Below are 18,748 nucleotides of genomic sequence, written 5' to 3' on the forward strand. Positions count from 1 at the left end.
TGCGTGGAGGTGGTGAGCGGGTGGAGCAGGGTGGTCCGGAGGGTTGTTAGATGGCGGAGCTGGCGCATGCCTGCCGCTCTGGCGCAGAGCGAACGGTAGGGATGCGCGACTTCCAGAGCTTCGATCAGGGTCGCCGGATTGGCCGCTCGACACTCGACAGCGGACCTCTCGAAAGCGGCGATCGTTTCTCTGCCAGTGCGCTGGCGCCCGCGCGTCTCGAGTGCAGCTTGACGGCCCGCTGCGAGCGCCAGACAAGTAGCAACGCGCCCCAACCAGGCCTCCTGCGATTGAACCCGGGATTATCCTGTGTTGTTGACCCGTATCCGATGGTGAGGGTGTGGTGCGTGACGGACGCGTGTGAAAGTCCAGCATGGGAGGAGAAACGGCTGGCGGCTCTGCGCGCCTACCGAGTTCTCGATACACCCAGAGAAGACGACTTCGACGAGGTCGTTCAGCTAGCGGCCCAGATCTGCCGAACGCCGGTGGCCGCCATCAGCCTCGTCGAGGACCGCCGTCAATGGTTCAAGGCCGAGGTGGGCCTGGGCATCCGAGAGACGCCGATCGATGTGTCAGTCTGCGCCACGACTGTCCTCACGCCCGGGCTCACCGTCGTGCCGGACATGAGCTTAGACCCGAGGTTCGCAGCCAACCCCTTGATCGCGAGCTTTCCGTACCTGCGCTTCTACGCGGGAGCGCGGCTGGAAACGCCGGACGGCCTGCCGCTCGGCAGCCTCTGTGTGCTTGACCGCAACCCGCGAGCAGGGCTGAGCCGTGAGCAGGCATCGGCTCTGATGGTCTTCGCCCGGCAAGTGACGAGCCAGCTTGAGCTGCGCCGGGCCGTGACTGAGCGCGACGAGGCGCTGTCGATTGTGCGTCAGAGCGAGGCGCGCCAGCACCTGCTCGTCCGCGAGCTGCACCATCGCACCCGCAACAATCTCGCCGTACTCCAGGCCCTGTTCGGCGTCACCGCGCGCGCGAGCGGCAGCGTCGATGAGTTATACCGCGCCTTCTCCGACCGGATCGCCTCCCTGGCGAGAACGCAGGCGCTCCTGTCCGACGACTACTGGCAAACCGTACGCCTCGACGACCTTCTCGCGCACGAGTTCGAATGGCACCTCAGCCATGACACCGGCCGCGTGGTGCTGGACGGCCCTGAACTCGATCTTGCTGCGGACCTCGCCGTGCCGCTTGGCATGGCCCTTCACGAACTCAGGTCGAACGCTGAACGCCACGGGGCGCTCTCTTCTGCCGGCGGGAGGGTCAAGGTGCAGTGGGGCCTCGTCAGGCAAGACGGGAAGCGGCTGTTACACCTCGTGTGGTCCGAGCACGGCAGCCATCGTGCGAAGCCGCCGTTCCGGGCTGGCGTGGGCACGAAGATCCAGAAGATGCTGGAGGCCCAGTGCGGGGCGGAGGTGAACACCGAACATCGGCCCGAAGGATTTTGGATCAGCGTGACAGCCCCACTCGTGGAAGCGCGGCTGGTTCCGGAATACTGAGTACCCCACGCTCGCCATCGACGAACTCGCCCGCGGCAGCGGCTTGAGCTAAACTGTATCTGGTCGGGAGGCTCATCGCCGCTTGCGGCGTGTGGCGCGTCATTCCCGTCCACGCAGATCGAGGTCGGCCGTGAGGCGACAGGAGTGGCATGGCCCGAGAGTGGCATGGCCGGTGAACGCGGTCCGCGCGGTTGCATCCTCATCGCCGAGGACGAGGCTCTCATCGGCATTGAGCTTGCCGATCAGTTGGTGCTGCGTGGCTTCACGGTTGCCGGCCCATTCCCGACCTGTTCTCAAGCCGAAGAGTGGCTGCGGGCCAACGAGCCGGTTGCTGCGGTTCTCGACAACGCGCTCGCGGATGGGCCGTGCGAGGCGCTCGCGCGCGATCTTGAGAGCCGCGGAATCCCGTTCCTGGTCTATAGCGGCTATGACCACACGGCGACACTGCCGGTCGTGTTTCAGCGCGTCCCCTGGATCAGGAAGCCGGCACCTGTCGAAGTTGTTCTCGCCGGCCTGACCGCACTGCTCAAGGATGAGTAGGGCATAGCCCCGTCCATTTGGTGCGACTGAACATAACGGAGCCAACTATTTTCGTCCGGGTCGAGCGGAACGCCTTGGCCGACTGGGCACAGCCTCCAGATCCGGCTCCTCTTCCTCGAAATCTGTATTTCCCAACTGGGTCCGACACCATCTGCGCATGTCGAGGTCATGGATCTTCTGACAGTAAGACGGGTCCTCGTGTTCGAGCGACAAGCACAGATTGAGCAGATCCGCGCTGTCGAGAACCACGCACCGCGAAGGATTCTCTTCGGCAGCACTCAGAGTTGCAATGAGTGCTCCAGCGATGGCCAGCGTTCGCGTCATCATCGGAGCAACAGGACCAGCCAGTCGGTGTGCCAGGCGGCACGCTCGTCGTCAGCATATTATGCGCGTGCCGAGACCGCACCTTGATCAGCATCAGGACTCCTCCATCTCAGCCGACGGAGGTTAAGTGCTCACTTGGTCGAAGCTGAAATGATCGAACAGAAAAAATCAAAGAAATCCGGCTCATCGACGGCTATCCTAGCAAGTCGTCATGCAATGCCGCCGAGCATCAGCATCGCGAGTATCAGGCCTGTTGTGGATGCTGCAAACCCGATGAGGGCTTTGCCGATCGACGGCAGCGGCAATATGCTAGCTGCCGCTCGCTCATCAAGCCGCGACATCTTATGCTCCGTAGGACGTGATTTGGCCTTACAACGAGCCGGAGCCTCGGCGGTTCCCTCGATGGGAGAGCAATCAGTTGACGTATCAGGACTGCTACACTCCTCACCAGCCAGGGGTCACCGACCGTAGAAGCAGGCCAACCAGGCTCCGGGCTGGTTGATCCCGCATTGACGGCGCGCCGCGGCGCCCAAGATTGCTGAGGGGGCGGCATGGAGGTAGCCATGACGCGGTTCGATTACATCCTGAATTGGAGGCTCAAGGCCGGGTCCCACCAGTTTCCAGGACCGGACGGCGGCACCTGCATCAACGAAGCCGCCATCGTCGCGGCCGGGTTTCCGTACCAGTCGGTGTGGCGGGTCGATATGATGCCGCGGTGCTTCTCGCGGCCCATCTGCCGCCTCGCGATGCTGCTCAATGACGAAGCGGACGACGTGCAACGCCAACGGTTGCTGCCGTTCGTCACCCGCCTAGCCTGCGCGGACACACCCGAGGTGGAACGCTTGCGCCAGAACTACATCAATGCGCGCACGTACAGGGCGCCGTTGAGCTTCGAGGAAGGGCTGACGGTGCTCGAAGGGGCCCTGGCCATTGGCCGTCAGGCCATCCTTCCGAGCGGGGACGAGGTGAGCGAAAGGCTGGATCAGGCCAAACGCATTCCTGAACCGGCAACGCCAGACCGGACCATGATGGGCAAGATCAAGGAATGGCTCGGGATCGAAGCTGAAGTCGTCTGACCTTGTGTAGGGATGCCGCACCACTGGCGACAGGAACAAAGGGAGGCGTTCATGAGAACGTATTACGTCTTCCAAGCTGCAAGCTCCCCCGACTTGCGCGGGTACACCTACGATCCCACAGGCGAGAGACTGCCCGCCCAACATGGTCCGTGGACCCGCCTCCTGCAGCTAGGCCCTGATGAGGCGTGGACCCAAGACGTGAGCCGAGCGGTGGTGGCCGGCGGCATCTTAGAGAGTGGCTATTACCTGTGGGGTCCCGTCGATCAATCCGGTTCGTTGAAGCCCATTATCGAGAGTGATCGCGTCGAAGGGACGGCTGTGTTCAACCGGGATAATCATCAGATTGGCACAATCCAGCGGCTGTTGATCGAGAAGGTGAGCGGGCGCGTCCTCTATGTGGATGTGACGTTCGGGGGATTTATGGGTCTGGGCGTCCATCATCTCACGATCCCGTGGGGAATATTGACCTATGATAAAGAACTTGAGGGCTACCATACGGACATCACGGAAAATCAGGTCGAAGGCGCGCCGGCCTTCTACAGTGAAGACCGAGTCTGGCCGGGCCCCGAGCGAGAAGAGCAGCTAAGAAAGTACTGGAACAGTGTCGCTCAACGGGCCGGTTGATGGCGCAATCATTTGCTTGAGGCTAAGAACTGGCCCTCATCCCAGTCTTTCTGCCGGCACGGCCCGAGCGCAAAGACCAAGCTGCCGCCAAGGCGTTTGGCCACAGAGGTCGCCGGCATCTGCTCGGGGCATGGTCCTGCTCCCGCCCCGATCGGATCAGGTTCGTCGGTCAGGAGAGAAGGCAGCGACTCGTCGAACTCGACGAGGAATTGATAATCTTGAACATGCCTCAGGGAGATCTTGAACTGGGCCGACACGACTTGGCTCAGAGCGACAGAGCTTGGAGCACGTGGCGGCCGACGAGATCCGAGGATTGCGGGTTCTGGCCCGTGATCAGGTTGCCGTCCCGCACCGCATAGGGCTGCCAGTCCGGACCACGCTCGAACTTGCCGCCGAGCTCCTTCAGCCGGTCCTCCAGCAGAAAAGGAACAACCTTGGTCAATCCGACTGCCTCCTCTTCCGTGTTGGTGAAGGCGCTCACTCTACGGCCCTCGACGATGGGGTGCCCGTCTCGACGCTTAGCGCGCACGAGGCCCGCAGGGCCATGGCAGACCGCCGCAACGAATTTGCCGGCATCGATCATGGAGCCGATGATCCGCGCGAGCGTGTCATCGTTGGCCGCATCCCACATCGGTCCGTGTCCACCCGGTAGGAACACGGCATCGAACGCCTGCGGATCCACGCTCGTCAGAGCCGGAGAGTTCTTCGCTACCGCTCGGGCTCGCTCATCCGCGAGGAAGCGCCGGACCGACGCCGGTACCTCCTGCTGGTCGGCGGGTTTGTCACCGGGTCCCCGGCCGGCCTCGGCCGGTACGCTGCGGGGGTCGAAGGGGATCTCGCCGCCACGGATCGACACCAGCGTGATGTCGGCACCACCGTCCTGCAGGACGTAGTAGGGGGTGGCGAGCTCCTCCAGCCACACGCCGGTGCGATGGCCGCTTGAGCCGAGCTCCGCATGCGAGGTGGCGACGACCAGCACCTTGTTGCCTAGCATGGCTGATCTCCCGATCGTGCTGCCATTTCAACCCCAACCGGCCCTGCCTGTTCGCACCGCTCTCCTCGAAGATCAAGCCACGGCGAACGAGCATGGCAGCTCAGTTCGAGCGAAGTCACCGGTCCAGGAAGCTCGCCACCCGAGCGGCCACATCAACCTGGGCCGCACCGTGAGGCCACGCCCCTGGCCTGGATTGACCTTGGTCTCGTAAGACGTCCCCTGCTCCTTGAGCAGGCGTTCGATCGCGTAAGCCCGCGACACCGGTACGATTGGATCCATGACTCCGTGCAGAATCAACCTGGGCGGGAGCCGCGGCCGGTGCGCGGCGAGCTGTTTCGGCAGGGCCCGAAGCAGTCGACGATGGCCTTCGCGCGCCCATCGGCCGCGGCCGTCTCGAAGGCGAGAGCTGCACCCAGCGAGATGCCCACGATGCCGAGACGGTTCGCGTCCACACCGGGTTGCTTCACCAGCCAGTCCACAGCGTCCCGCACGGTGGCCGCCCAGAGGGAGAAGTTCTGCCGCATTCGTGCGGAGGCGACCCGCCGATCGCCCGTGCGATCGAGGTAGTAGACGAAGGCGACGTGAGAGCCGGAAGCCGCGATGGTGCGTGCGGCCAAACGAGATCCATCTGCGAAAGTCAGGCCGTCTGCGCCGTGCAGGAGCAGAACAGCGGGTGCGTTTCTGGCTATCTCCTCCCCTCTTAACGTGTCCCGATTGAGCAGCGAACCATTCTACCTCGATGTGCGTAGCGCCGCTCGTGAAGCTCAACACTCCCTCTACCCATATGATGTGCCATCGGCCACCGGAGCGGTGCCGTTCAATGGGCATCGTCAACCCATACGCATTCGGAATATTCGCCTGCGCGCCACGTCCGGACCTTCGACCGAGGCCGCCCAGGGCTCCTCGCGCGAGCAAATCCTGGAGGAGCTTCGCCTCGTTCGGCGCGTTATCGCCTCTGACGACGATGGGCTCTGATCCTCTGGTCAGTTGACAGGGGGAGTGAGCTGCTTCGGGGGCGCAGGTTGGCCCCGCGGCTCAAGCGGTGGTGAGCGAGGAGCGGCAACCATGCCTGTAGTTCATGACCTCCCGACCGACCGCACGACGCTCACGGGTCTGCTCTTCCCAGCTGGCGTTCCGATGCTCTGGTCGCCGACACTCGTGTTCTACGATGAAGCGGGACGCATCGATCGCGACCGCCAACTCGCGCATTTGGCTTTTATGACACCTCACGTGAAGGGCTATCTCGTACCTGGCTCAACCGGTGATGCGTGGGAAATGAATGATGCGGAGGCGCTCGCGGCACTGGAAGTTGTGCTTCCCTTCGCTGCTCAACATGGCCTGGATCTCCTTGTTGGTGTTCTGCGCCCAACGACGGATGCCATGCTTGCTCTGATCGACAAAGTTCTGGATTATCTTTGCCGGCGTGCCGGGACAGATTCGGTCGCCGACGCCTTGGCGGCAAGTCACGTCCGCGGGCTCACAGTCGCACCGCCGACCTCCGACCCGCCCCTCTCGCAAGACGCGATCGGCGCGGCACTCGCGCCTGTGTTTGAGCGTGGTCTGCCAATCGCTCTTTACCAGCTGCCGCAAGTGACCGGGAACACCATGACGCCGGCACTGGTCGCTGGGCTGGCGGAGCGCTTCCCGAACCTGCTGCTGTTCAAGGACAGCAGCGGCACCGATGAGGTTGCGCTGTCAGGCCGGATGCCCGCTGGGGTGACGCTCCTGCGGGGCGCCGAAGGCGACTATGCTCAATGGAGCAAAGCGCACGGCGGCGTGTACGATGGCTTCCTGCTCAGCACTGCCAACGCCTTCCCGGCCCAGCTCGCGACGGTGCTCGAGCATCTCCAGCAAGGCCGCTTCACAGAAGCTGAGCAGTGCTCGGCGTCCATATCGGCGGCGGTTGCCGACGCTTTTAGGGCCGTTATCGAAGTGCGGCAGGGCAATGCATTCACGAACGCGAATAAGGCCATTGCTCATATCATGGCCTATGGCCGCGACGCGCTCCAAGCATCGCCGCCGAGGCTCTATGCGGGGGGGCATCTTCCTCACTCGGTTTTGAGGACAGTTATGGAATCCCTTTCCCGTCATGGGCTCCTGCCCGTACGAGGTTACCTGGAGAGCTGAGCTGAGTAGATCCGCGTTGAAAGTAGGCCACCCGCTTTCATCTAGAGCAGCACCCGATCACGTTGCAATCGGGTGCTGCTCTAGGTCTTTGATCTTGCCGCATTTTCTGCGACGAACCGGCATCCACTTCGTCGGAAAATGCTCTAGAGCCAGGCGAGCCACACTCTTTTGCGCTCTACTCGTCGGCTGGCATGTAAACAATGAGACCGATTCTTCACGGCCAGGGTAGCCGCGCCCGCTGACTCGCCTGATGCGGGAGGACGGCGTGCCGGCGGAGATGAGAGAAGCGCGTCCGGACATCAAACGCCCGGAAAACCCACGCAACCGGTCATTCCCGACATCCGCCGCGAGGGGCCGCTATGGGTCATGATTTCGCCTTGGGCGCAGCGAGAGCAAGAACCGATCGCGTTGCAATCGGCTCTTGCTCTAGGCCTCTGGTTTTGCGGCATTTTCCGCGGCGAACCGGCGTCCGCTTCGCCGGAAAATGCTCTGGCTGCGCTCCGCGAGGACAGGCTGATCCTCAGCCCCCGAAGCCGGCCTGAGGTGTGAGCGGACTGAGATCAAACTCGCGACCAGCGGCCCGGTGCTGATCTCAGCTCGGCAGCACCCGCCATGCTCGACCGAGAGCCATGATCGGCCACCAGCGGCGGCGCTCCCGACCCGGACTGACAGTCGAGGCCGGAACCTCAGCCTGGATCAGGCGCGCACGGCGGGCCTGGATCAGGGCGTCGATGCGCGTCATCGCCTCCACGATCTCCGCAATCGTCAGCGCCGCGCCTTCGCGCACCTCGCCACGCTCGCACCGCGACAGGCGTTGCCGCGCCATGTCCAGAAGTCGGCGGCTCTCTTCGGCATAGCCGTCGATCGCGGCACGCTCCGAGGAGCGGTTCGTCAGCGCATTCATGGCGAGAACAGCGAGGAGCGTTAGCTGCGAAGGTGCCTGAAGGCCGCCTCGATACGACGGAGTGTCGTGCCCGCACGCGCGTGCCAGCCGACGGACCGGCGGCGAGGTGCCCTCAGACCGCCGGACCGAATGGATCCGGACCTTAGTCGATTACGATCTCAGAGCCTTGACGGCCTGGGTGGTGAGGCCCTTGCCGCCTATGCCCCAGGCTCCACTCCGGAACTCCTGGACCCGCACCCAGGTCACGCCACGCATGGCCTCGCCTTCGATCTCGACCATGGCGTCGGTGACCTTCTCGATCATCCCCGCCTTCTGCTCTTCCGTGAACACGCCTTCGATGAGCTGAATGTCGACGAGCGGCATGATCCTTCTCCTCTGCCTCCGTCCTGCACCGTCGCAGGGCGTGCTGGCCGCATGTTCTAATCCAGGTGCCCGTAGCGACGCTGGGAGGAGACCTGGAGGGATTGGGGAGAGATCGTGGAGATGTGGTAGAACCGGCATGCTGCATCCGCTCGTCCACGAAGGACCGGCAATGCCCTACCTGTTCGACGAGTTCGAACTCGATGCGGACCGGGTCGAGCTGCGCCGTCACGGGCTGATTGTGCCTGTCGAGCGGCAGGTCTTCGGGCTGCTCCTGCTCCTGGTGGAGAACCGGGACCGTATGGTGCCCAAGGAGGAGATCATCGCGAAGGTGTGGGGCGGCCGGATCGTGTCGGATTCCGCCCTCTCAAGCCGGGTCAAGTCGGCGCGACGCGCACTGGGCGACGACGGCAAGGAACAGCGGCTCATTCGCACCCTGCACGGCCAGGGCTTTCGCTTCGTCGCGGACGTGACGACAGAGGGACACCGATCGCTGCCGCCGGCGCGCGCCCTGGACCCCGCCGAGACGCGACCAGGGCCGGCAGGGCATTCGAGGCCATCCATCGCCATTCTTCCATTCCAGCTCGTTGCCGCCTCGGATCTTCATCCGGCCCTCGGCGAGGCTCTCGCTCATGACCTCATCGTCGCTCTCTCCCGGTTGCGATGGCTGTTCGTCATTGCGCGCGGCTCCTCGTTCCGGTTCCGGTCGGAACATCCGGACGCCTGCCGCATCGGACACTTGCTCAACGCCAGCTACTGCCTCAGCGGCGTCGTCGAGACCGCGGCGAGCCGCGTCCTGATCACGGCCGAACTCACCGATACGCGGACCGGAGAGGTGCTCTGGGCAGACCGCACTGCCGGTCCGATCGACGGCATTCACGAGATGCGGGCTCGGATCGCGGCGAACATCATCTCGGCCCTCGAACTCCAGATTCCGCTCCACGAAGCGGCTCTCGCGAGCCTTGCGGCACCGAGTTGCCTGAATGCCTGGTCCGCTTATCACCTGGGCCTGCGGCATCTCCACCGATTTACCCGTGAGGACAATGCCGCCGCGGCGGCCCTGTTTGAGCGCGCTCTCGCCCTCGACCCCGGTTTCGCTCGAGCCAATGCCGGGCTGTCCTCGACACATTTCCAGAGCGCGTTTCTTCGCTATTCCGGCGACCCGGCCGGCGATACCAGGGCTGCGCGAGCCTTCGCGGAGCGCAGCGTGGACCTTGATCCGCTCGATCCGTTCGCCAACTTCACGATGGGCCGGTCCTTCTGGCTGACGGGGGACGTCGACCGGAGCTTTCCCTGGCTGGATCGGTCGACGGTGCTCAGTCCCAGTTTCGCTCAGGGTTTCTATGCGCGAGCCTGGGCCGATGCGATCTCCGAACGGGATCTGAATGGCATGGAGAACGTCGAGATCGCGATGTCTCTCAGCCCGCTTGATCCCTTCTTCTATGCTATGCTGGCGACCCGGGCGCTGACGTGCCTGATCCAGGGCGATGTCAGGCAAGCTGCCGTCTGGGCCGATCGAGCGGCGCAGTCACCCGGCGCGCACGTGATGATCTCGCTCATCGCCGTCATTGCCCATACGTTGAACCAGGATCGTGATCGTGCGGCGGTCTGGAGCGCTGACGTACGGCGGCGCCGCGGCGACATCTCTCAGGCGCATTTCTTCACTTCGTTTCCATTCCGACACGGACCGCTCCGTCTTCGCATGGCGAAGGCTCTGGACGATAACGATATCCGTTGAATGTTCCCGATCATTGATGCGCGACGGGTCATATCTCATTCGATGTGTGTCGGTGACGATCTGCTCGTACTCAGCGGGTCAAGCGTCGCCGAGCAGCTTATTCCGCTGCGCAAGGCTCGGGCACGACCGGTTCAGATCTGGTCCGGAATTTCCAGGTCGAGCAGCGCCGAGCTGAGACCCTTGCCGTGTGCGTCCAGTGCCAGCGAACGGGTCACGCCGCCGCCGAGTGCCCCCTTCAACACGAAATTCAGCGCCCCAATCTTCGGAAGCGCGTAGCGGACGACCTCGCCCGTAACGATCTCGCGAAAATGCTCCTTCACGCGCTCGGGCGTGACGTGCTCTTCGAGGCGGGCGTAGTCCGCCGGGTCGTAGGCGATGACCGAGATGTTCGAGGTGTTGCCCTTGTCTCCCGTGCGGGAGTGGGCGAGCGCACGCAGTTTCATCGTCTGACCTCTCGGCTTTTCAGGCTTCAACGAACTGGACGGCCGGGCGGGCGAGCTCGGCCGGCACGAGCACCGACTGTACCGCCACGACCTCGCGGGCTGCCTTCCAGGCGCCGCCGCCGCCGGCAGGACCATTGGTGTAGAGCGTCTCGACCTCGTTGCCGATCCGCACCGCCTCGGCCATGCTCTCGGTCCGCCCTATGACGCGCAGGCGGACCTCGTAAGGCTCGCGCCCGCCCGAGAGCGCGTCTCCGTGCAGGGCATCGACGCCGATCAAGTCGCAGCGCAACTCGGTCGTCTGGACACCGGTGAGCGCGAGCCGTTCGCGCACCACTTCGCGGGCGAGCCGACCGCGGGCCAGCGCGCCGGGCCCAGCGTAGGAGATCTGCCCCTCGCCGACGTAGGAGTCCACGTAGCCGACGGAGACCTTGAGCAAGCCGGTAGCGGGCGCGCCTGTCGCGCCGGTCACCCGCACCCTGTCGGGACCTACCTGCTCCATCTCGACCCCGGTGAAGTCGCCGACCACGTCTGGCTGGAGATAGCGGGCCGGATCATGCACCTCGTAGAGCATCTGCTCCTTGCAGGTAGCGAGGGTAATCTGCCCGCCCGAGCCCGCGACCTTGGTGATCTCCACCGTCCCGTCCTCGCCGACGATGCCGATCGGAAATCCGAGGCGTGCTAGGCCAGGCACGTCCTTCTGACCGGGATCAGCGAAGTAGCCGCCGGTGATCTGTCCGGCGCATTCGAGGAGATGGCCGACCAGGGTGCCGCGCCCTAAGCGTTCCCAGTCGTCCATCGCCCAGCCGAACTCGTGCACGAGCGGTGCGAGGAACAGGGCTGGATCGCCAACGCGGCCGGTGATCACCACGTCGGCGCCGTCCGCCAGCCCGTTGATGATGGGGACCGCGCCGAGGTAGGCGTTGGCCGAGATGACGCGGTTGCCGAGGTTTGCCACTCGCTCGCCGCTTTCCTCGAGCGTGAAATTGCCGGCGCGCACCGCATCGAGCAGATCGTCGCCCGTGACCGCGGCGACCTTCAGCCCGTTCAGGCCGAGCTCTCGGGCGATGGCCTGGGTTTTCTTCGCGGCGGCGACGGGGTTTGCCGCGCCCATGTTGGTGACGATGCGGATCCGGCGCTCCCGGCACGGCGCCAGCACTGCCCGCATGCGGGCCTCTAGCAGCGGATCGTAGCCGCCGTCCGGGTTCCGCATCTTCGCCTGCTGCGCCAGCGCAATGGTGCGCTCGGCCAAGCACTCGAACACCAGGTAGTCGATGTTGCCCTTCTCGGCGAGTTCGAGCGCGGGCTCGATGCGGTCGCCGGCGTAGCCGGCGCCGGAGCCTAGGTGGATGGTTTTCATTGTTCGGTCTCCGCTTTCAGAGAGGGAACACGCCGAGCAGGACGCAGGCGAAGGTCATCACCACCGAGGCGGCGAGCAGGAACGGGAAGGTGAACTTCTGGTGGTCGGCCAGATCGATGCCGGTGAGGCCGCAGACGAGGAAGGTCGCGGGGGTGAGCGGGCTGACAGGGAAGCCGGTCGTCATCTGACCGAGTAGCGCGCCCTGAGCGACCTGCACCGGCGGTACGCCGAGTTGGTGGGCGACCTCGGCCACGACGGGCAGAACGCCGAAATAGAACGAGTCGGGGTCGAACAGCATCGAGAGCGGCATCGAGATGAGGCCGAGGGCAAAGGGAATGTGTCTACCCATCTCCGGCGGCACGAAGGTCACGGCCGTCTGGGCCATCGCCTTGAGCATGCCAGTGCCCTGCATGACGCCGGTGAACACACCGGCCGCCAGGAGGATCGAGGCCATCAGGATCGCAGCCTTCGCGTGGGCGTCGATCCGCTGCCGCTGAGCATCGACGTTCGGGTAGTTGATCACGAGCGCCAGGGCCGTGCCGAGCATGAACATCAGCGCCGGGGGCACCTTCTCGGCCATGAACACCATCGTTCCGAGGACGATCGCGGTCAGGACGATGTTTGCCCAGAACCGGCCCGGACGGCGCAGCGCCCGCTCGGCATCGCTCAGGGTCCGCGCAGGCCCGCCGACCGCGTCGGGCGCGGCGGTCGCCGCGGCGCCAAGTGTGGAGGGAACCGGTTGGTCAAGTGCCAAGGCGCCACCCGCAAGACCTAGGCGGCGCTCCTCGCGCAGGCCGAGCCAATACGAGACCGCGAAGATGAACACGAGACCGACCGCCTGCACGGCGACGAGCGGTGTGAAGATCTCCGGGATCGGTAGTTTCAGGGCCGCGGAGGCGCGGATCATCGGCCCGGTCCAGGGCAGGAAGTTCACGCCCGCCGCCAGCGAGGCCGCGCAGGCGAGGATGCGCCGGTCGATGCCGACGCGGTCGTAGAGCGGCAGCATCGCCGGGATGGTGATCAGGAAGGTCACCGCCCCCGAGCCGTCGAGGTGGATGAGCAGCGCGAGCAGCGTCGTGCCGGGCACGATCCGGGTCGGGCGCGTGCCGACGGTGGCGAGGATGCGGTCGATGATCGGGTCGAGCATCCCGGCGTCGCTGACGATCCCGAAGAACAGGATCGCGAACACGAACATGCCGACCACGCCCGCGAGATTCTGGATGCCGGAGAGCACGAACTTGCCGGTGTCGAGCCCGAAGCCACCGATCAGGGCGGCCGCGACTGGGATGACGATTAGCGCGACGAGGGGCGACATCCGTTTGGTGAGAATGACGGCGAGTAGCAGCGCGATCGTGCACAGGCCAAGCAGGGCCAGCATCCGTTCCTCCCATAGGATTTGCGGCACGCTTTGACTCGGCGCCGCTACTTTTGTGAGGAAGCCGCCAAACACTACATAACGCAATTGAAAAGATTGGATCGCTGCGATAAACTCAAACTATGGATCTGAATCTACGGCAGCTCCGAGCCTTCGTATCCGTCGTCCAGACGGGCAGTTTCACCCGCGCGGCCACCCTCCTGAACCTATCGCAGCCCGCCCTCACGGTTCAGATCCGCCGTCTGGAAGAGGCGCTCGATGCACGGCTGCTTGACCGTACCAGCCGCACCGTGGCGCCGACACGGCTCGGCCGCGAGTTGCTGCCGGTGTTCCAGCGGGTGCTGCGCGAACTCGACAGCGTGGTGATCGACACCCGCGACCTCGCAGCCCAACGCTACGGGGTCGTGCGTGTTGCGACGCTGCCCTCCTTCGCTGCGAGTTCGTTGGCCGAAGCGATTGCGCTGTTCCGGGCCGACCATCCCCGCGTGACGTTTCAGATCAAGGACGTGATCGCGCAGCGGGTGTTAGACCTCGTGCGAAGCGAGGAGGTTGATCTGGGCATCATCGGCGGCGAGATCCGCGATCCAGAGGTCAGTACGCTTTATCGGACGAGCGATGTCCTGCATGTCGTCTATCCGCATGACCACCCGATCGGCACGATACCGAATGTCACGACTGAAGTACTCGCCGAGTATCCCTTGGTGTTGATGGACCCCGCTACCAGTGTGCGGGCAGTGGTCGATAGGGCCTTCATCGAGGCGGGCCGGCTTCCCGTGGTGGCCTGTGAGGCGACCTACATGATGACGGCGGTAGGCATGGTTCGGGCCGGCCTCGGCCTAACAATCCTACCAGGCTCCGCCCGTGAGATCCGGGCCGAGGCCACGCTCCGCTCAAGGCCGATCGCCGATCCACGGTTCGAACGCGCGGTCTGTCTGATCAAGAAAGCTGGCCGTACCCTGCCCGCGGCTGTCGAGACATTCTGTAAAACCGTCGCGCTTATATTTTGACTCGTAGAGGGTTTTCACGGATCAGCAGACGTGATTCGCTGCTTGCCTGAAGCGGGGAGGAGCCTGTGACGGGTGCCGTCGAGATCCGGACCGACATCGCCACAGCCGCCGAACTGCGACGGCAGGCCAAGCGGGAGCCGCGTCGGCGTACCGCTCTGCGCCTCCTAGCCGTGGCCAACGCGCTCGATGGCATGAGCCGGGCCGAGGCAGCACGGGCGGCCGGGATCGAGCGACAGGCGCTCTGCGATGCCGTCAGCGCTTCAACGCCGAGGGGCTCGCCGGCTTGGTCGACCGCCCGCCCGGCCGCCGGCCGGAGCGCCTGAGCGAGGGCGAGCAAGCGGTGCTGGTCCACCATATCCTGCGGGGCCCCGATCCCGACCGCGGCGAGCCCGCCAGTTGGACCCTGCCGGACCTGTGCCGCTTCATCGAAGCCCGCTTCGGCAAGACCATGCTGCCCCAGTCGATGTCGCGCCTGGTGCGCCGGCTGGGCTTGTCGAAGCAGAAGACGCGCCCCGTTCATCCGCAGCGCGACGCCAGAGCTGCCGCCGCCTTCGCAAAAAGGGGCTCCGCGCGGCTCTGACGAGCGCCGCCGAGGCGCATCCCGGCCAGCAGATCCGCCTCTTTTTCATGGACGAGGCGCGGGTCGGGCAGAAGGGGCGCAGCGGCCGTCGCTGGTGGATGCGGGGTCAGCGCCCGTCGGGACGCTGCGACGGCCGTTTCCAGTCCGCCTACATCTTTGCCGCCGTCGAGCCGGAAACCGGCTCGGCCTTCGGCCTGGTGCTGCCGCGCGTCTCGACCGAGGCGATGAACCTGTTCCTGGCGCAGTTTGCGGCCACGCGCGAGCCGGACACGCATGCCGTCGTGGTACTGGACGGGGCGGGCTGGCACATCGCCAAGGATCTGCGCGTGCCCGACACCGTGACGCTGGTGCGGCTGCCCGCCTACAGCCCCGAACTCAATCCGGTCGAGCGGATCTGGCTGTACCTGCGCGAGCGCTTCCTCTCTGCACGAGTGTTCCACGATTACGAGGCGATCCTCGACGCATGCTGCACCGCCTGGAACGCACTCGCCGCAGAGCCAGGCCACATCCGCTCCCTGGCCAACTTCCCATACATCGCACGCGTCAGTGCTTAAGCGCGACGGTATAAGGCTTAGCGGTAAGGCACCGAGTGTGGCGCGGCGTCGAGGACGGGCTGCCGCCTCAGCGGCCCATGGACCTTCATCTAGCTCCACGCGAGACACCGCCTCCGCAGGGCTGCTGTTCCGCATGCCATAAAAGACTGACTCCTCACGGCCACGGTAGCTGCGTCCTCTCACGCGCTTGACATGAAAGCCCTGCGGGCTGGCTGGTGGCAGGGAACCGTGTCGGGAAACTCTTCGAAATCGGACGCTTCTTGCACGCGCCGCAAATGTCCGGAACGGGTCACGATCCGACATGTTGACGGCAATGGGCTATGCACCAGCTCGGCTCTTGCGCTAAATCAAGGCTGCGCCGATCGCACGGCCTATACTTGCACGGACCGATGTAATAGGATCCAGTGTCATGCGAATGTTTTTCAGCGCTTCTCACAGGCAGCTGGCGGCAGCGCGGGCCATGATCGCTGGCCGGCCTAGTAACAACGGCTATCGAACGCGTCCGTGCTGAATGGGGCGAATGCCCTCTGCTGTCGAAAGATGCTGTGTGCTAACACCTGCACACTCGCTGAGTCATGAATTTGGCAGCTCAAGGAATATGAAACAGCAGGCGAACTCAGGATCCTCATGCTTAATAACATCCTGCGGGTTTCATCAATGGAAAGCGGGCATTGATTGTCCTGATTCGTCACGCCTCAATAGTGTCATATCCAGCAATTCACCAGGAAGATCAGCTCATGACCGACTCTCTGAGCGACGCGACCATCCACCTCGTCAAGGCGACAGTTCCCGCCCTCCAGCAGCACGGCCTCGCTATCACGCGGCGCATGTACGAGCGCATGTTCCAAAACCCCGACATCCGCGATCTCTTCAACCAGTCGCATCATGGTGAGACCGGGTCGCAGCCCAAGGCGCTGGCCCAGGCGGTGCTCGCCTACGCTCAAAACATCGACAACCTCGGCGCCCTTGCTCCGGCAGTCGAGCGCATCGCGCAGAAGCATGTCGGGCTCACCATCCTGCCCGACCATTACCCGCACGTCGCCGAGGCGCTCCTCGGAGCCATCAAGGACGTGCTGGGCGGGGCCGCAACCGACGAGATCCTCGCCGCGTGGGGCGAGGCCTACTGGTTCCTTGCCCACGTTCTGATCGGGCGTGAGACCGCGATCTACACCAGCTTGGCCGCAGCTCCCGGCGGATGGCGGGGGTGGCGCAACTTCAAGATCGACAGCAGGAGGCGCGAGAGCGAGATCATCACCTCCTTCATTCTGCGCCCAGAGGACGGCGGACGCGTCCTGCGCCACCAGCCAGGGCAGTACCTGACATTCTGGATCGACATCCCGGGCCAGCACCCGCTGAAGCGCAACTACAGCATCTCCAGTGCGCCAAGCGAGGAGGCCTATCGGATCTCGGTCAAACGTGAGCCGAACGGGATCGCGTCCAATTGGCTGCACGACCAGGCACAGGAAGGACAGATCCTGAGAGTGGCGCCGCCGGCGGGCGAGTTCTTCCTCAACGAGGAGTCGCCGCGGCCGGTCGTCCTGTTGAGCGGCGGTGTCGGACTGACGCCCATGATGAGCATGCTGGAGACCATCGCCAGTCAACACCCGAACGTTCAGGTCCAGTACGTGCACGGCACCTTGAACGGTTCGACGCACGCGATGAAGGAGCACGTGGCATCCCTGACACAGGCACACGGGAACATCACGGCCACAACCTTCTACGTCGAACCACGGGCGGAGGACCGCCAGGGGCAGGACTATGATCATGCGGGCCTGATCAGCGTGGACTGGCTTCAGGCGAACACACCGCTTGGCGAGGCGGACTTCTACCTGTGCGGGCCACGCCCGTTCCTGAGAGCCTTCGTAAGCGGTCTCGCTCTAGCTGGCGTCCGGTCGGACCGCATCCATTACGAGTTCTTCGGTCCCGCCGACGAGTTGCTGGCCGCCTGAGCACAGCGGCCAGCCTCGCGAGGATAGCCGGCGAGCAGGCAATCCGCTCCGTTGATGATGACCGATTGAACCGAAAGCATGCGCCCGTTGCGGACGTTCGATAACTGCAAACGGAACGGCTGCTCGACGCTCGACAGCGGACCTTCGAGATCAGCCTCCTGCGCGTCTCAAGCGCGGACGTCGCAGGGCCTGAGACGAGATCCCATAGCCGGAACCAGCGGTCATCCCTCGACACTCGGCCCGACACCGATCATGCAGCGGCGCAGGGATTCAGGCCCCGCCCACGCTTGGCCAAGGGCTCGCTGCTCAGGATGTGCCAAAGCCGTAAAGTGCGGCCGGGTTGTCGATGAGGATGCGCCGTCGCGCGGCCTCGCTCGGAGCCCACTCGGCCAGGAGATCGAACAGGCCGGCATCGTCCGGCATGTGCTTCTCGCCGCGGTGCGGCCAGTCGCTGCCCCAGACCATACGCTCCGGCGCCGCCTTCGCGAAGAGCTTGGCGACGTCGGTCGCGTCCGCGTAGGTCGGCGGGCCGCTCGTGGTGTTGAGGTAGGCGCCCGACAGCTTCATCCAGGTCCGCCCGCCGTCGAGGAGGTTCCTGACGACCGGCACGGCGCGGTGGTTGAGCCCCTGCCCGGGCAGGAGGCGGGCGAGGTGGTCGATGACGAGCGGGGTCGGCAGGCGCGCCAGCACCTCGGCGTGGTCGGCGATCTGATCGCCGGTCATGTAGACCTGGACGTGCCAGCCGAAGGGCTGGACCTTCCGGGCCATCGCTTCCAGTCGCTCCGCCGTCGTGACGCCCCAGGATTGCGGGGTCACGAAGTTGACCCGGATGCCGACCGTGCCCCGGGCGGCCATGTCCCTCAGCTCGGCCTCAGTCACGTCGAGGTCGACGACCACGACGGCGCGGGCGGAGGCGCCGAGCTGCGCCACGCCATCAAGGGTGGCACGGTTGTCGATGCCGTAGGTCGACGGGGTCACGACAACGGTGCGGCTGGTCCCGATCCGCTTCTGGAACAGGCGGTAGGCCGCGACGTCGCTGTCGGACACCGGCTGGCCTTTCCAGTGCGGCGAGGCGGGAAAGCGCGTCGAGAAGATGTGGATGTGCGAGTCGCAGGCCTGCGCCGGCACCTCGGTCTTCGGCTGCTCCGTGCCGGCGGAGAACGGCACTGCGTTTTGCGCGAGGGCGGGGCCGCCCGGCAGCCCCGCGGCCGCGGCTGCGCCGAGGCCAGCCGCCTTGAGGATGTCGCGCCGCGACAGGTCGAAGGTGGTCACAGCATGTCCTCCCGAAGACGATGGGATC

Annotated in this window: 20 protein-coding genes; 10 read left to right on the forward strand and 10 right to left on the reverse strand. The window is 64.8% G+C overall.

Annotated features, from left to right (window positions below):
• Positions 1-50 precede the first annotated feature (50 nt).
• Complete coding sequence (locus tag QA634_RS28230) at positions 51-1,496, forward strand: sensor histidine kinase (protein WP_265576438.1); 1,446 nt, start codon at positions 51-53, stop codon at positions 1,494-1,496.
• Between the two features lie 165 nt (positions 1,497-1,661).
• Positions 1,662-2,036: a histidine kinase gene (locus QA634_RS28235; protein WP_012335279.1), complete on the forward strand. Its 375-nt coding sequence runs from the start codon at positions 1,662-1,664 to the stop codon at positions 2,034-2,036.
• 533 nt (positions 2,037-2,569) lie between these two features.
• On the opposite strand, the gene QA634_RS28240 is transcribed toward QA634_RS28235, so the two are convergent.
• Entirely contained in the window at positions 2,570-2,701 is a 132-nt protein-coding gene (locus QA634_RS28240) for a hypothetical protein (RefSeq protein WP_265576439.1), read from the reverse strand.
• 210 nt (positions 2,702-2,911) lie between these two features.
• Between QA634_RS28240 and QA634_RS28245 the strand changes: the two genes are divergently transcribed.
• Positions 2,912-3,436 carry a hypothetical protein gene (locus QA634_RS28245; protein ID WP_012335280.1) on the forward strand — a complete coding sequence of 175 codons (525 nt, stop codon included), beginning with the start codon at positions 2,912-2,914 and terminating at the stop codon, positions 3,434-3,436.
• Between the two features lie 51 nt (positions 3,437-3,487).
• Positions 3,488-4,060 (forward strand): PRC-barrel domain-containing protein, encoded by a 573-nt coding sequence (locus QA634_RS28250; RefSeq protein ID WP_012335281.1) that lies wholly within the window; start codon positions 3,488-3,490, stop codon positions 4,058-4,060.
• An 8-nt stretch (positions 4,061-4,068) separates the two neighbouring features.
• Here QA634_RS28250 and QA634_RS28255 read toward each other — a convergent pair whose 3' ends face one another.
• From QA634_RS28255 to QA634_RS28265, 3 genes are all read right to left on the reverse strand, one after another.
• Positions 4,069-4,317, reverse strand: coding sequence for a hypothetical protein (locus QA634_RS28255; protein WP_150108740.1), 249 nt, complete (start codon positions 4,315-4,317; stop codon positions 4,069-4,071).
• Positions 4,318-4,325: 8 nt separating this feature from the next.
• Positions 4,326-5,054 carry a type 1 glutamine amidotransferase domain-containing protein gene (locus QA634_RS28260; RefSeq protein ID WP_012335282.1) on the reverse strand — a complete coding sequence of 243 codons (729 nt, stop codon included), beginning with the start codon at positions 5,052-5,054 and terminating at the stop codon, positions 4,326-4,328.
• Positions 5,055-5,347: 293 nt separating this feature from the next.
• On the reverse strand, positions 5,348-5,776 hold the full coding sequence (locus QA634_RS28265) for a dienelactone hydrolase family protein (protein ID WP_322597463.1): 429 nt from the start codon (positions 5,774-5,776) through the stop codon (positions 5,348-5,350).
• Positions 5,777-6,119: 343 nt separating this feature from the next.
• Between QA634_RS28265 and QA634_RS28270 the strand changes: the two genes are divergently transcribed.
• Positions 6,120-7,181 (forward strand): dihydrodipicolinate synthase family protein, encoded by a 1,062-nt coding sequence (locus QA634_RS28270; protein ID WP_012335283.1) that lies wholly within the window; start codon positions 6,120-6,122, stop codon positions 7,179-7,181.
• 592 nt (positions 7,182-7,773) lie between these two features.
• Here the strand turns inward: QA634_RS28270 and QA634_RS28275 are convergent.
• Entirely contained in the window at positions 7,774-8,085 is a 312-nt protein-coding gene (locus tag QA634_RS28275) for a hypothetical protein (RefSeq protein ID WP_012335284.1), read from the reverse strand.
• A gap of 150 nt (positions 8,086-8,235) precedes the next feature.
• Positions 8,236-8,448 (reverse strand): tautomerase family protein, encoded by a 213-nt coding sequence (locus QA634_RS28280; RefSeq protein WP_012335285.1) that lies wholly within the window; start codon positions 8,446-8,448, stop codon positions 8,236-8,238.
• A gap of 136 nt (positions 8,449-8,584) precedes the next feature.
• On the opposite strand from QA634_RS28280, the gene QA634_RS28285 reads away from it, so the two are divergent.
• Positions 8,585-10,183 carry a winged helix-turn-helix domain-containing tetratricopeptide repeat protein gene (locus tag QA634_RS28285; RefSeq protein ID WP_265576440.1) on the forward strand — a complete coding sequence of 533 codons (1,599 nt, stop codon included), beginning with the start codon at positions 8,585-8,587 and terminating at the stop codon, positions 10,181-10,183.
• Between the two features lie 131 nt (positions 10,184-10,314).
• Here the strand turns inward: QA634_RS28285 and QA634_RS28290 are convergent, their stop codons facing one another.
• Genes QA634_RS28290 through QA634_RS28300 form a run of 3 tightly spaced genes read right to left on the reverse strand, consistent with a single transcriptional unit; the run spans position 10,315 to position 13,361 of the window.
• Positions 10,315-10,626: an AtuA-related protein gene (locus QA634_RS28290; protein WP_012335287.1), complete on the reverse strand. Its 312-nt coding sequence runs from the start codon at positions 10,624-10,626 to the stop codon at positions 10,315-10,317.
• Between the two features lie 19 nt (positions 10,627-10,645).
• Entirely contained in the window at positions 10,646-11,983 is a 1,338-nt protein-coding gene (locus QA634_RS28295) for an acyclic terpene utilization AtuA family protein (protein WP_012335288.1), read from the reverse strand.
• Positions 11,984-11,999: 16 nt separating this feature from the next.
• Positions 12,000-13,361 (reverse strand): CitMHS family transporter, encoded by a 1,362-nt coding sequence (locus QA634_RS28300; protein WP_012335289.1) that lies wholly within the window; start codon positions 13,359-13,361, stop codon positions 12,000-12,002.
• Positions 13,362-13,480: 119 nt separating this feature from the next.
• On the opposite strand from QA634_RS28300, the gene QA634_RS28305 reads away from it, so the two are divergent.
• From QA634_RS28305 to hmpA, 4 genes are all read left to right on the forward strand, one after another.
• Positions 13,481-14,365 carry a LysR family transcriptional regulator gene (locus QA634_RS28305; RefSeq protein WP_012335290.1) on the forward strand — a complete coding sequence of 295 codons (885 nt, stop codon included), beginning with the start codon at positions 13,481-13,483 and terminating at the stop codon, positions 14,363-14,365.
• 241 nt (positions 14,366-14,606) lie between these two features.
• Positions 14,607-14,945 carry a winged helix-turn-helix domain-containing protein gene (locus QA634_RS28310; RefSeq protein WP_083784745.1) on the forward strand — a complete coding sequence of 113 codons (339 nt, stop codon included), beginning with the start codon at positions 14,607-14,609 and terminating at the stop codon, positions 14,943-14,945.
• Between the two features lie 47 nt (positions 14,946-14,992).
• Positions 14,993-15,499, forward strand: coding sequence for an IS630 family transposase (locus QA634_RS28315; protein WP_043701682.1), 507 nt, complete (start codon positions 14,993-14,995; stop codon positions 15,497-15,499).
• A gap of 737 nt (positions 15,500-16,236) precedes the next feature.
• The gene (hmpA, locus tag QA634_RS28320; RefSeq protein ID WP_012335291.1) at positions 16,237-17,448 is read left to right on the forward strand and encodes an NO-inducible flavohemoprotein; all 1,212 of its coding nucleotides are present in this window, start codon (positions 16,237-16,239) and stop codon (positions 17,446-17,448) included.
• Between the two features lie 306 nt (positions 17,449-17,754).
• Here the strand turns inward: hmpA and QA634_RS28325 are convergent, their stop codons facing one another.
• Positions 17,755-18,720 (reverse strand): amidohydrolase family protein, encoded by a 966-nt coding sequence (locus QA634_RS28325; RefSeq protein ID WP_012335292.1) that lies wholly within the window; start codon positions 18,718-18,720, stop codon positions 17,755-17,757.
• Positions 18,721-18,748: the final 28 nt, after the last annotated feature.

It is taken from the genome of Methylobacterium sp. CB376 (assembly GCF_029714205.1).
Taxonomy (GTDB): domain Bacteria; phylum Pseudomonadota; class Alphaproteobacteria; order Rhizobiales; family Beijerinckiaceae; genus Methylobacterium.

What these genes read in the sequence shown, in the direction of transcription:
- QA634_RS28230 (WP_265576438.1), top strand. Translation starts at nt 51, where the DNA reads ATGGCGGAGCTGGCGCATGCCTGCCGCTCTGGCGCAGAGCGAACGGTA.
- QA634_RS28235 (WP_012335279.1), top strand. Translation starts at nt 1,662, where the DNA reads ATGGCCGGTGAACGCGGTCCGCGCGGTTGCATCCTCATCGCCGAGGAC.
- QA634_RS28240 (WP_265576439.1), bottom strand. Translation starts at nt 2,701, where the DNA reads ATGTCGCGGCTTGATGAGCGAGCGGCAGCTAGCATATTGCCGCTGCCG.
- QA634_RS28245 (WP_012335280.1), top strand. Translation starts at nt 2,912, where the DNA reads ATGGAGGTAGCCATGACGCGGTTCGATTACATCCTGAATTGGAGGCTC.
- QA634_RS28250 (WP_012335281.1), top strand. Translation starts at nt 3,488, where the DNA reads ATGAGAACGTATTACGTCTTCCAAGCTGCAAGCTCCCCCGACTTGCGC.
- QA634_RS28260 (WP_012335282.1), bottom strand. Translation starts at nt 5,054, where the DNA reads ATGCTAGGCAACAAGGTGCTGGTCGTCGCCACCTCGCATGCGGAGCTC.
- QA634_RS28270 (WP_012335283.1), top strand. Translation starts at nt 6,120, where the DNA reads ATGCCTGTAGTTCATGACCTCCCGACCGACCGCACGACGCTCACGGGT.
- QA634_RS28275 (WP_012335284.1), bottom strand. Translation starts at nt 8,085, where the DNA reads ATGAATGCGCTGACGAACCGCTCCTCGGAGCGTGCCGCGATCGACGGC.
- QA634_RS28280 (WP_012335285.1), bottom strand. Translation starts at nt 8,448, where the DNA reads ATGCCGCTCGTCGACATTCAGCTCATCGAAGGCGTGTTCACGGAAGAG.
- QA634_RS28285 (WP_265576440.1), top strand. Translation starts at nt 8,585, where the DNA reads ATGCTGCATCCGCTCGTCCACGAAGGACCGGCAATGCCCTACCTGTTC.
- QA634_RS28290 (WP_012335287.1), bottom strand. Translation starts at nt 10,626, where the DNA reads ATGAAACTGCGTGCGCTCGCCCACTCCCGCACGGGAGACAAGGGCAAC.
- QA634_RS28295 (WP_012335288.1), bottom strand. Translation starts at nt 11,983, where the DNA reads ATGAAAACCATCCACCTAGGCTCCGGCGCCGGCTACGCCGGCGACCGC.
- QA634_RS28300 (WP_012335289.1), bottom strand. Translation starts at nt 13,361, where the DNA reads ATGCTGGCCCTGCTTGGCCTGTGCACGATCGCGCTGCTACTCGCCGTC.
- QA634_RS28305 (WP_012335290.1), top strand. Translation starts at nt 13,481, where the DNA reads ATGGATCTGAATCTACGGCAGCTCCGAGCCTTCGTATCCGTCGTCCAG.
- QA634_RS28315 (WP_043701682.1), top strand. Translation starts at nt 14,993, where the DNA reads ATGGACGAGGCGCGGGTCGGGCAGAAGGGGCGCAGCGGCCGTCGCTGG.
- hmpA (WP_012335291.1), top strand. Translation starts at nt 16,237, where the DNA reads ATGACCGACTCTCTGAGCGACGCGACCATCCACCTCGTCAAGGCGACA.